Source organism: Candidatus Neomarinimicrobiota bacterium (assembly GCA_021157965.1).
Lineage (GTDB): Bacteria > Fidelibacterota > Fidelibacteria > Fidelibacterales > Fidelibacteraceae > Fidelibacter.
In genome coordinates this window covers 94,332-106,235 of the sequence record JAGGVO010000057.1, presented here as the reverse complement: position 1 = coordinate 106,235, position 11,904 = coordinate 94,332, and the positions used below count along the sequence as shown (strand labels likewise).

The 11,904-nt window shown below is 47.3% G+C and carries 11 protein-coding genes; 3 read left to right on the top strand and 8 right to left on the bottom strand.

Annotated features, from left to right (window positions below; genetic code table 11):
* The first annotated feature begins 158 nt into the window (after nucleotides 1-158).
* From J7K63_09360 to J7K63_09350, 3 genes are read left to right on the top strand one after another with little or no spacing between them, the layout of a single operon-like run.
* Nucleotides 159-806, top strand: a complete 648-nt coding sequence (locus J7K63_09360) for a riboflavin synthase (protein ID MCD6235229.1) — start codon at nucleotides 159-161, stop codon at nucleotides 804-806.
* An 8-nt stretch (nucleotides 807-814) separates the two neighbouring features.
* Nucleotides 815-2,026: a bifunctional 3,4-dihydroxy-2-butanone-4-phosphate synthase/GTP cyclohydrolase II gene (locus J7K63_09355; protein ID MCD6235228.1), complete on the top strand. Its 1,212-nt coding sequence runs from the start codon at nucleotides 815-817 to the stop codon at nucleotides 2,024-2,026.
* Nucleotide 2,027: 1 nt separating this feature from the next.
* Nucleotides 2,028-2,492 (top strand): 6,7-dimethyl-8-ribityllumazine synthase, encoded by a 465-nt coding sequence (locus J7K63_09350; protein MCD6235227.1) that lies wholly within the window; start codon nucleotides 2,028-2,030, stop codon nucleotides 2,490-2,492.
* Nucleotides 2,493-2,684: 192 nt separating this feature from the next.
* Here the strand turns inward: J7K63_09350 and J7K63_09345 are convergent, their stop codons facing one another.
* The 8 genes from J7K63_09345 to J7K63_09310 all read right to left on the bottom strand — a co-directional run bounded on the left by J7K63_09345 (nucleotide 2,685) and on the right by J7K63_09310 (nucleotide 11,904).
* On the bottom strand, nucleotides 2,685-3,761 hold the full coding sequence (locus J7K63_09345) for an alanine--glyoxylate aminotransferase family protein (GenBank protein ID MCD6235226.1): 1,077 nt from the start codon (nucleotides 3,759-3,761) through the stop codon (nucleotides 2,685-2,687).
* Nucleotides 3,762-3,837: 76 nt separating this feature from the next.
* The gene (gene ruvA, locus J7K63_09340; GenBank protein ID MCD6235225.1) at nucleotides 3,838-4,434 is read right to left on the bottom strand and encodes a Holliday junction branch migration protein RuvA; all 597 of its coding nucleotides are present in this window, start codon (nucleotides 4,432-4,434) and stop codon (nucleotides 3,838-3,840) included.
* On the bottom strand, nucleotides 4,431-4,946 hold the full coding sequence (gene ruvC, locus J7K63_09335) for a crossover junction endodeoxyribonuclease RuvC (protein ID MCD6235224.1): 516 nt from the start codon (nucleotides 4,944-4,946) through the stop codon (nucleotides 4,431-4,433). The genes ruvA and ruvC overlap by 4 nt, the downstream gene beginning before the upstream one ends.
* A complete protein-coding gene (locus tag J7K63_09330) occupies nucleotides 4,943-5,695 on the bottom strand; it encodes a YebC/PmpR family DNA-binding transcriptional regulator (protein MCD6235223.1) in 753 nt (250 codons plus the stop codon). Before J7K63_09330 ends, ruvC begins: the two co-directional genes overlap by 4 nt.
* 97 nt (nucleotides 5,696-5,792) lie before the next feature.
* Nucleotides 5,793-7,586, bottom strand: coding sequence for a long-chain fatty acid--CoA ligase (locus J7K63_09325; protein ID MCD6235222.1), 1,794 nt, complete (start codon nucleotides 7,584-7,586; stop codon nucleotides 5,793-5,795).
* 43 nt (nucleotides 7,587-7,629) lie between these two features.
* The gene (locus J7K63_09320; protein ID MCD6235221.1) at nucleotides 7,630-8,958 is read right to left on the bottom strand and encodes a BamA/TamA family outer membrane protein; all 1,329 of its coding nucleotides are present in this window, start codon (nucleotides 8,956-8,958) and stop codon (nucleotides 7,630-7,632) included.
* A complete protein-coding gene (locus tag J7K63_09315) occupies nucleotides 8,955-9,932 on the bottom strand; it encodes an acetyl-CoA carboxylase carboxyltransferase subunit alpha (protein MCD6235220.1) in 978 nt (325 codons plus the stop codon). The genes J7K63_09320 and J7K63_09315 overlap by 4 nt, the downstream gene beginning before the upstream one ends.
* Before the next feature lie 4 nt (nucleotides 9,933-9,936).
* Complete coding sequence (locus J7K63_09310) at nucleotides 9,937-11,904, bottom strand: glycosyltransferase (GenBank protein ID MCD6235219.1); 1,968 nt, start codon at nucleotides 11,902-11,904, stop codon at nucleotides 9,937-9,939.

Genomic DNA, 11,904 nt, shown 5'->3' with positions numbered 1-11,904 from the left:
TGTGACGAGCTTCAGCTTTTTGTGGCACCTAAAGTGCTGGGACAGGGAGTACCGGTTTTTGGAGGATTTGCAAAAAATCTGGACCAGGCTGTCCGACTGATATGGGATGAAATTCAAATGGTCGGTGCTGATATATTAGTGCGTGGGAGGCTTGAATCATGTTTACAGGACTGATTGAAGAGGTGGGAACTATCCGACGGGTGAAGGATAATACCGAGGGCAAATTCTTTGAAATTGCCGCCCAAAAGGTCCTGGAAGACTTAAAAATCGGGGACAGCATTGCCGTGGATGGAACATGCCTGAGCGTGGTGTCAGTGTTGAAAGATGGCTTTACGGCCCAGGCGGTTCAGGAAACCATCCGAAAGACGACCCTGGCTTTCTTTCGTCCCGGTTCGCGGGTGAATCTGGAGCGGGCCATGGCGGCAAACAGTCGCTTTGGCGGACACTTTGTCCAGGGACACGTGGACGGGATCGCTCCCATATCCTCCATTGAAAAAAAGGGAAATTCAGCCGTGATCACGCTGGAGATCCCGGAAAATTTAAGACGTTATATTGCCGTCAAAGGGTCTGTCGCCATTAACGGTATCAGCCTGACGGTGGCGGAATGTGCCGGAAGGTTTGTTTCTGTGGCAGTGATTCCCCTGACCCTGAAAGATACCCACCTGGGATTGAAAAAAACCGGGGATTATGTCAATATCGAGGTGGATATCCTGGCCAAATATGTGGCACGGCAACTCTCCGGGAATTCAGAGAATGAAACTCCCCTGGAAAAAAAAATCACAAGCTGGGGATATAAAAAGACATAAGGAATACCATGGATTTTAAAGAAGTGAAAAAGGCGGTTGAGGATATTCAAAAGGGGAAATTCGTCATTGTGGTCGATGATGAAAAACGGGAAAATGAAGGGGATTTTATCATTGCCGCAGAAAAAATTACCCCGGATGCCGTCAATTTTATGGCTATACACGGCCGGGGATTGATTTGTGTAGGACTCACAGAAGCCCGGGCCCGTGAACTGGATCTTGAGCCCATGGTGACGGAAAATACAGCTCTTCACAGTACCTGTTTTACCGTCAGTGTGGATTATGTAAAGGGAACGACTACCGGCATCTCAGCCTTTGACCGTGCGGCAACAATTAAAGCGCTGGCAGATCCTGATACTCATGCGGAAGACCTGGGGCGTCCGGGACACATTTTTCCCATCATTGCCCGCCAGGGCGGTGTGTTGCGACGGGCAGGACATACTGAAGCCTCGGTGGATTTGATGAAAATGGCCGGACTTACTCCGGTGAGTGTCATGTGCGAGATCATGGATGATGATGGCGAAATGGCCCGGGGTGAAGCCCTTGAACGCATCGCCCGGAAATTTGGCATCCGGATGATTACAGTGGAAGAATTGATTGCCTACCGGCGGACGGATGAATGCTATATTGAACGGATCAGCCAGGCGACCCTCCCGACAAAATATGGAAAATTTGATATTTCCATCTATGTGGATCATTTGGAGAACAAGGAACATGTTGCCCTCACAATGGGGGATATTACCAACGGTGAACCGGTGATGGTCCGTATTCACTCGGAATGCCTGACCGGTGACGTGTTCGGATCGCTCCGTTGCGATTGTGGTGACCAGCTTGACGAATCCATGCGGATGATCGCACAAAACAAGCGGGGCGTGATTCTCTACCTCCGGCAGGAAGGTCGGGGAATCGGCCTTCGGCATAAAATCAATGCCTATGAATTGCAGGACCAGGGTCTGGATACGGTAGAGGCAAATATCAAACTGGGTTTTTTACCGGACCTGAGGGATTATGGGATGGGTGCCCGGATTTTACACGATTTGGGCGTCAGGAAAATCAGACTTCTGACTAACAATCCCAAAAAGATTGTTGGATTGCAGGGCCATGGTTTGGAAATTGTGGAAAGGATTCCCATTGAAATCGCCCCCAATCCGGTTAATGAAAAATATTTGAAAACAAAACGTGATAAAATGGGACACATTATTTTAAACACAAAGAAGGTGTAATATGGTAAAAATCATTGAAGGACATTTATCTGCTGAGAAAATCAAGACAGCGATTGTGGTCAGCCGATTTAACGACATGATTACAAAGGAACTGACGGAGGGTGCTGTAGACTGTCTGAAACGGCATGGCGCCAGTGAAGAAGATATTGCAATCCATTGGGTCCCCGGAGCCATGGAAATTCCCCGTGTGGCCAAATCCGTTGCCCAATCAGGAAAGTACGATGGAATTCTCTGCCTTGGGGCTGTAATCCGCGGTGCGACACCCCATTTTGATGTGGTAACAGCCGAATCTTCCAAAGGTGTTGCCCGGCTATCCATGGAATCCGATGTGCCGGTAATTTTCGGGATTATTACTACCGATTCCATCGAACAGGCTCTGGAACGGGCCGGCACAAAAGCAGGTAACAAAGGCTGGACCGCCGCATTGAACCTGATTGAAATGGTGAATTTGCTGAAAGAAATATAAGCGACGAATATCCATCACCCCAAACTTCAGTCAAGAGCAAGAGAAAGGATTTTCCGGACCTTAATCATGGGAATTTGTGGGCACGAGGGTATGGAGGGGTGATACTACGGACTTCCGCCCGTGGAACTTTAAGGAATAAAAAAAGCCCGTTTAAACGGGCTTTTTTCATGTAAGAGAGGATTGTAATGAATATTATAGGGTCGGTATGATTTCGTCAATAAGCTCTAACAGGGTTTCCAGCTCTTCGGGTTGCCGGTCTGCCATGTGAGCGATGCGGAAAGTTTTTTCCTTCAAATCACCATAACCATTGGAGATTTGGTAACCCTTTTCACCCAGTTTGGCATTTAGCTCTTTGACGGAAATACCCTTGGTGTTTTTTATACAGGTTACCGTGTTGGACGCATACGCTTCCACCGGAAAAAGCTCAAAATGTTCCTGTGCCCAGGCCCGGGTCCGTTCAGCCATTTTCAGATGCCGGGCAAAACGGTTTTCGAGTCCTTCTTCATTCAGGATGTAATCCAGTTGAATATCCAAAGCAAACATATGGCTCAGAGAAGGTGTGGAGGGATATTGATAGGGTTTTTTCAAAATATATTTGTATAGATCCAGTAAATCCAGATATCCCCCCCGGTATTTAACCTGTTTGCCGTGTTCCAGTGCCCGTTCGCTGGCTGAGCACATGGAAAATCCCGGAGGAAGGCCAATCGCTTTTTGTGTGGAAGTGATACACACATCCACACCCAGCTCATCCACGGGAATGGGTGTACCGCCCATTGAAGAAACGGCATCCATCAGCCATAAAACATCCGGATACTTTTTCCGGATTTCGGCAATTTCTTTCACGGGATTCATCAAACCGGTGGATGTTTCGTTATGTGTGATCGTAAAAACATCGTATTTCCCGGTTGATAAATATTCATCCACAATTTCCGGTGTGGTCGGGTGCCCCCATTCCGTCCGGACCAGGTCTACGGGGACGTTGTTACATTCTGCCAGTTTCGCCCACCGGTTTCCGAATGCTCCTACGGAAAAGACAACCGCTTTTTTTGCCGTGAGAGACCGGATGGATCCCTCCATTAAGCCTGTACCGGATGTGGTTGATAAGAGAATGGGATTCTTTGTCATAAAGACTTTTGCAACCTTTTCCGATACCCGTTTCTGAAGTTCGGTGGCGTCCTTGGTTCTGTGACCGATCATGGGCGTACCCATGGCTTTAAGAACTTCCGGTCTTACATCAACCGGTCCTGGAATAAAGAGTTTTTTGTGCATGGGACCTCCTGAAAATTAGTGTTTTTTTAACCATATCAATGAACAAATGCAGGTAAATGTGGAAAATAATCGATTATTATTTTTTATTTTTCAAAATATGCCGGATAATTGTATCTGTTTCCGCCTCGGGATTTTCCAAAGCAAAATGTTTCACCGCTTTCAGCACATCTGTTTTTCGGAAACCCAGCGTTTCCAGCCCTGCAAGGGCTTCTTCCACCCGTTGCTCCATGGGTCCGGCCGGCGCTGAACCGGTCATTTCCGCTAATTCTTCCTCTGAAAGTTTTTCTTTTAGTTCAATGATGATTCGTCGTGCCTTTTTTTCACCCACTCCGGGAATCTTTATCAGGCTTTTAATATCTCCCGACAGAATACACCGGCGGAATTCATCTGCTTTGATGCCCGATAGCATGCTTTGGGCATTGCGGGGGCCGATTCCGTTTAGGGATATCAGTTTTAAAAAGAGATTCTTTTCTTCAGGATCGGCAAAGCCGTAGAGATTCAGAATATCCTCCCGGACATGGAGGTAGGTATATAACTGGCAGGATTCACCTGTCTCCGGCAGGGATTCGTAGGTGTTCAGTGTGATATGAACATCAATACCGACCGGTCCTGCCTGAATGACGGCCATGTCGGGATGTTTTTCTGTTAGAATGCCCCGGAGACTTGATATCATCGGGTTCTCCTTTGCTTTTTGTCCGGATACAGCAGGGACTCGTATTTCATATGATGGCAATGGGTCAGGGCGATAGCCAAAGCATCGGACGTATCCATTTCCGGGGGGAGATTTACCAGTTTCAACAGTTTCATAACCATATACCGGACTTGTTCTTTGGAAGCACCACCGTTTCCCGTCAATGCCTTTTTAATATAACGGGAAGCGTATTCAATGACGGGAACCTCCAGATTCCGGGCGGCTACCATCAAAACACCCCGGGCATGTCCCAAAAGAAGGGAAGTACGGGGATTCCGATTGGAATAAGTTTCTTCTATAATAACCAGTTCGGGCTTGTAATGTCGGATAATATCCCCCAGCTCCCGGTAAAGATGGTGTAATTTGTCTGGAAAAATCATCATCCGGCTGTTCTTGATCACGCCGGCGGCAATAAACTGGGTATGATGGGGGTTATAGTCTATTAATCCGTATCCGGTGGTGTTCAATCCCGGATCTATGCCGAGTAAAATCACTCATTCTCCACTTTGTTCATGATCTCTTCCGGGATATCCGAATTATCCCAGATGTTTTGGATGTCATCGTGATCTTCCAGGAGATCATAGAGTTTCAAAAATTTTTCCGCTGTTTGTTTATCTTCAATTTTTACCGTTGTACCGGGGACCCGGGAGATTTCCGCACTTTCGATTGGATATTTTTTTTCCAGAATTTCATGGATGTTGTTAAAGGGAGATGGGTCTGTCGTGATTTCAAAATAATCACCATCCCGCTTCATGTCCTCGGCTCCGGCTTCCAAAACATCCATCATCAATTCATCTTCATCCACACCTTCCGCCGGTATCAGGATAACACCTTTGCGGGTGAAATTCCAGGCAACCGATCCGTTTTCCCCCAGATTTCCCCCGTGTTTGCTCAGAATATGGCGAATTTCCGAAACAGTTCGCTGTTTGTTGTCTGTTACAGCTTCCAGAAGGAGAGCCACTCCCCCCGGACCATATCCTTCATAAGTGATTTCCTCATAATGAACCCCCTCCAGTTCACCTGTACCTTTTTTGACGGCACGAAGAATTGTATCATTGGGGACATTGTTTGCACGGGCTTTTAACAGGGCGGTTCGCAGTCGGGGATTCGCATTCTCGTCTCCTCCGCCTTCACGGGCGGCGATGGTGATCTCTTTCAGCAGTTTTGTCCAGATTTTTGCCCGCTTGGCGTCCTGGGCCGCCTTCCGGTGTTTGATATTTGCCCATTTCGAATGACCGGACATAGATACCTCAAAGTTCGTTTATTTGTTGTTTTTACACATAAAGTCTCCAGAATCTCTTTGTTTCCGGAGCTTATTATAAATTTAAAAATTTCTTCATTCATTGCACAGAATAATCAGTGGATCCTGAGGAGTACATCTCATTGATTAAGGTGGCATATCGGGATTCCACAACCTGCCGTTTGACTTTCAAAGTGGGCGTAAGTTCGTTTTTTTCCAAACTGAATGGTTCGGGAAGCAGGGTGAATTTTCTTACCTGTTCATACCGTGAAAAGGGTTTCATCCGGTCTTCAACTTCTTTCTTTATAATCTGGAATATTTCCGGATCTTTTGCAGCCTTCTCCAGCGGGAGAATGGGTTTCCCCTGTTTTTTGCAGTATTCAGAGAGGGTTTCATACGAAGGAACAATCAAGGCGCTTACAAAATTCCGGCCGTTGCCCGTCACCATAACCTGCTCGATCCATGAACTGGTCAATAATGCGTTTTCAAGGGGCTGGGGAGAGATGTTTTTTCCGCCGCTGGTGACCATGAGGTTCTTCACACGTCCGGTGATATACAGAAATTGATCTTCATCCAGTGTGCCCAAATCACCGGTTTGAAACCATCCCTCCTTGTTGATGGCTTCTTCCGTTAAAACCGGGTCTTTATAATATCCTTGTGTCACGTTATCACCCCTGACCAGAATTTCTCCTTCTTCGGAGATTTTCACTTCATTGCAGTCAATGGGCTGCCCCACTGAACCGGACCGGTTTGCTTCCGGTTTGTTCAGGGCGATAATTGGCGACGTTTCCGTTAAGCCGTATCCCTCAATGACACTCAGGCGGATAGACCGGAGAAAATCGCCGATTTCCGGCGTCAGGGGAGCTCCGCCTGAGATAAACATGCGGAGACGCGGACTGACGGCTGCCAGGATATTTTTGTATACCAGTGTATTGTAAATCCTGTCTTTCAGGCGGTCGGCCACACTGTATGGGATCTCACCCTGTGTATGCCTGAAATGTTTGCTGCCCTGAGCCATGGCCAATTTGAAAAGAGTCCGTTTCATTTCCGACATTCCGGCAATTTTCCCCTGGAGTTTTTCATAGAGTTTTTCCAAAAGTCGCGGGACGGTATTAATAATAGTAGGATGAATTTCTTTGGCATTGTCAATCACGGTAGCAATGCTTTCTGCATAGGCAATCTGTGCGCCGACAAAGAGTGGACAATAATACCCGGCCATGCGTTCGAAGGCATGGCTCAGAGGTAAAAAGCTGAGGAAACGGTCTGAAGGATAAATGGGAAGAGACCGGATGGCGGAAAAAGCATCGGTGACAATATTCCGGTGTGTCATCAAAACACCCTTGGGTTCTCCGGTGGTCCCGCTGGTATAATTGATGGCAATAACGGTATCAGGATTCAGTTTGGTAATGCTTTCCAGATAAGCCACCCGTTCATCCATATCCGCCTTTGAAAGTCTGAGCCAGCGAAGATGAGGGATATCATCCCGGATTCGGTCGATGGAATAGAGTGCGATTCCCAACTCTTTCAGCATTGCTTCGTGAGGTTCCAGAAGATCCCGATTTTCTACGAAGAGTGCCTTGGCTTCAGAATGGAGGAGCAGACTTTTTGCGTGTTCACTGCTCAGACTTGTATAAAGGGGAACAAGCACCGCGCCGATACTTTGAATGGCCAGATCAATGACCGGCCATTCAAAACGGTTCCCGCTCAGAAGCGCAATCTTATCCCCTGTTTTAACCCCTTTTTCTTTTAAAAATGAGGTCATTCGAACGATGATATTTCCCAGTTGATCATAACTTATGGATTCGTATGTCGAACCGTCAAATTTCTGATAAACCGCCGGCCGACTCTGCTGAGTTTGTATCTGTTCCCAAATGACTTCCGGAATTGTTTTCATTTCTCTCCTTTGCAAATTTCAAACTCACAACTTAATTTGTTATTTAAAATAAGTATCCTAATCCAATATAGAGTCCCCCGTTCCCGTCATTTTCATCGGCAGCCCGTCCGTAATCCACGGCGACAATAAAATTCTCATTCATGGCAATCCGGAAACCACCGCCGTAAGCGAGATGGAGTTGATCGTCCTGAACGGCGATTTTTTCCGTATCGGGAACTCCGCCTTGGTCGTAATCCCAGCGATTTGTCACTATACCACCATCCAGAAATGTGTTCAGGGCCAGGTAGAAATTTTGATTTAAAAGTGTGAAATAGGTGAATTTCCACCGGAGTTCGGCATTGCCGAAAGCCACGGCATCCCCTACCAGGCGATTCCGGAAAATGCCCCGAATGGTTTTAGCGCCGCCAAAGGCATCACGGGTCTGGTAAGAGTTGATATAGTAGGGAAGCATATAAAAGGGGATATCTCCACTGAGTTTTCCCTGATATCCCAAGCGGAGGGCAAGGGAAAGATCCCGGGGAATCAATGTAAAATACTGGCGGTGGGTAAGGCTGAGCAGTGTATAATCTCCTTCGTTATTACCCAGCAGGGAAGGTGCTGCTACGAGAAAACCCTCGGTCCATATACCCTGCATGGGATTGGCTTCATTATCCCGGCTGTCGTAGATGACTCCGAGCTTAAGGAAGCTTGTGGCGCCGCCATCTGCCTGATTGGCCGGGATGATGCCCCACCGGACATATTTGTCGTAAAGTCCGTCTACGTCCGGTAGCTTGTCTGCGTCATCCTGTCCTTCATTCAGGGATTCAATGTCCACAGGTCCAATATCATGACCAAAATAACCGAAACCGGCCAGCCAGCGGAGATTCTTGTGCATCATCTGACCCTGAAAGTCAGATGTCACCCTGAAAAGCTTTCGTTCATGACGGTAATAGACCCGGGAAATGTATGCCGAATTGGCCGGGTCATCATCTACATAGGATTCTTCAAAGGTTGATTCAATACCGTTAAACCCATAGAAATCCAGGGCTTTTTCGGTTAAATAATTGATTTCGGCCGTCACACGGATACCGTGGGGCAAAAGGTATTTTGAATCAAAAAAGATCTGGTTGGTCCCGCTTCCTTTGGTTGTCCTCGACCATTCCCCGTAAATGGAATAGCGGTAATCCGGATACATGCTTCCATCGCCGTAATTAAAAAGGTTTAGGATAATTCCGTAACGGAAGCCGGTATCGGTGCTGTAGGCAACAGCCGGTACACCGCCAACATTCCAGCCGGATTTGGCATCGGAAGCGGGTATCTTCCCTTCTGCCAAACAGTATCCGCCCAGCATCAATAAGAGCAAGAATCCTTTCAAAAGATACGTATTTTTCATGGTTCCCCCTGTGTTTTGCTTTCATCGTAAATACCGACCCGGCTGTATTTATCCAGCCGTTTTTCCAGTAATTCTTCCCGTGTAAATTTTTTTAATTGTTGAAGTTCATCCAGAATGACATCTTTCAGAATCTCAGCCATTTTCCGGGGATTCCGGTGGGCTCCGCCCAGTGGTTCGGGGACCACCCGGTCTGCAATTCCCATATCAAAAAGATCCTGAGCAGTTACCTTCATGGCTTCGGCAGCCAGTGGTGCCCGGGAGGCATCCCGGAAGAGAATAGATGCACAACCTTCCGGTGTGATGACCGAATACCAGGTGTGTTCCAGCATTACAAGGCGGTCTGCCACACCAATCCCCAGGGCTCCGCCACTGGCCCCTTCCCCAATCACAATGCTGAGAATGGGAACGCTCAGTCTGGACATTTCAAACAGGTTCCGGGCTATGGCTTCTCCCTGTCCCCGTTCTTCAGCTCCCAGACCGGGATATGCACCGGGTGTATCAATAAAGGTAATGACAGGTTTATTGTATTTTTCAGCCAGTTTCATTAAACGGAGGGCTTTTCGGTATCCTTCCGGCTGTGGCATGCCGAAATTCCGGATCATATTTTCTTTTACATTCCGCCCTTTTTGATGACCTATGATTATCACACCCGTCTCGGCAATCTGGGCAATACCTCCAACAATTGCCGGATCATCGGCATATCGGCGGTCTCCGTGAAGCTCTGTCCAGGTGTCTGTGATGTGTTGTATATAATCAAGGGTATAGGGCCTGTCCGGATGCCTGGCCAACTGAACCCTCTGCCAACGGTTCAGATTGGCGTAGGTTTTTTGTGCCAGTTCCTCAAATTCATCTTCCAATACCCTTATTTGTGTACTGTAATTTTCACCGTAAAGCTTTTCGCGTTCTTTCAAATCCCGGATCTGGGCTTCAATTTCCGAAAGCTCCCGCTCAAAATCCAAAATGATTTTTGCCATGTCCCTACCTTGTTCCGCTTATGGTTCTCACCAATAATTCGATATCCATCATGATGGAATAATTTCGCATGTAAAAGGTCATATACCTTTCGTGCTCTTCTTCTGATATATCTCCGGATTTTTCAAGCTGAAGAAGGCCAGTCAATCCCGGTTTGTAATATCTCTTATGGTCGGCAAATGTTGGGTCATCCCCCACGAAAGTCCAGTCTCCCTTCAATATCAAGACTAATTTACCATACCAGCGGGCCAAGGGTGAATTAAAAATGGCGCCGATGGCAGCAGGAAGGGCCAGAAAAATTAACAGCAGCAGACTCATACTAACATCAAAGGCCCGCTTAATAAAGGCACTGACAGGTTGGTAAATGTTGAACTGCATATCTACCATGGAAATATTATCGATGTTTTCAAGGTGGGTTTTCCCATAAATGGTATCCAGATTTTCGGGAACGATTTTAATATTCACAGGCATCGACTGAATCCGGTTCATGATTTGCATCATTTCCGTGCTGTGTGTTTCACCGGGGGCAAAAATGATCTCATCGATATGTTTCATCCGGACAATTTCCGGTATATCCTCAATCCGGCTGATTGTCATGGGGTGGTTGAAATCCCGGGCGGCAAATCCGACAAAAAGGTAACCCGTTTCCGGATGAGCCGTCAGGGTTTTGGCTATTTGTTTTCCCTTGATTCCCGCCCCCACGACCAGGGTTTTCCGCAGGGTGGATGTATCGTCTGTCCGTTTGCGGAGGAAAATGTGATAGATCAGCCTCCAGCCCGGAAGAAACAGGAGGGTGAGGAAGAATGCAATGAGGAATACCAGGCGGGAATGTGCAATAGGCGGAATGAAAAAGGTGATGGACCCGTTAATGAGTCCGCCCAATATGATACCGGCAAAGGTCCGGGTATAATCAAATTTCCGGTTTCTCAAGGTGCCCAAAGCCAGAATGGATGCCAAATAGACGGCGGCGTAGAGGGGAATGATAGGTTGATAGGTAAAGAACCAGGACGGATCCCGAAATCGAATCACCAGAGCCAGGGCATGGGCCAGGGCAATAAGGAAGAGGTCGAAAAGAGGTGACCGGAGCTGATAGAGAATCCTCCCGATAAATTTGAAAAGCAGGTGGAGGAAAATGCCTAAGCGGAGGGCCAAAACGGTAAAAAGCCATTTCCCCGGTCCGAAATGTTTTCGGACAAACTGATCCATGGCGCGGTAAAAAGCAATCAGACTGTCAAAAGGGGCTGATTTGGAACTTTCTCCCTTGTAGTGGACAATCGTTGTATCCGGAACATAGGTAACCTGATAACCTGCTTCCCTGACCCGGTAACATAAATCAAGATCTTCGCCGTACATAAAAAAGCGTTCATCAAAACCCATCAAAGATTGAATCAATTCCGTCCGGCAAAACATGAATGAGCCACTGACAGCATCCACGGGATAACTTTTTTCGGGGTCCAGATAGGTCAGGTTGTATTTTGCCAGAAAAGAATTCCCCGGGAAAAGGGAACTGAGTCCCAACATTTTTGGGAGGGCTACTGATGGCCGCGGAAAACTCCTCCGACAGGCAAGCTGAAGTGTCCCGTCCGTATTCAGAATTTTACAGCCCCCCAATCCTGTTTCGGGATGATCCTCCATAAATTGCATCATCACTGCCAGGGTGTCTTCCCGGATGATAGTGTCCGGATTGAGGAAAAGTGTGTATTTCCCCCGGGCGGTTTTCAGGGCCTGATTGTTTGCTTTTCCAAATCCAAGGTTTTCTGAGTTGGCAATCAGATGGACCTTCGGAAAATTTTTCCGGATCATGTCCGGTGTGCCATCTACCGAACGATTGTCTACGACAAAAATTTCAGTATTGAGATTCCGCGAAGCTTCTTGAATGGATTGAAGACACTGGCGGAGAAAATCCCGGACATTATAACTGACAATAATAATGGAAATATCGAATGGCGCGTCTGTGGAACGTTCGTTTTTCAT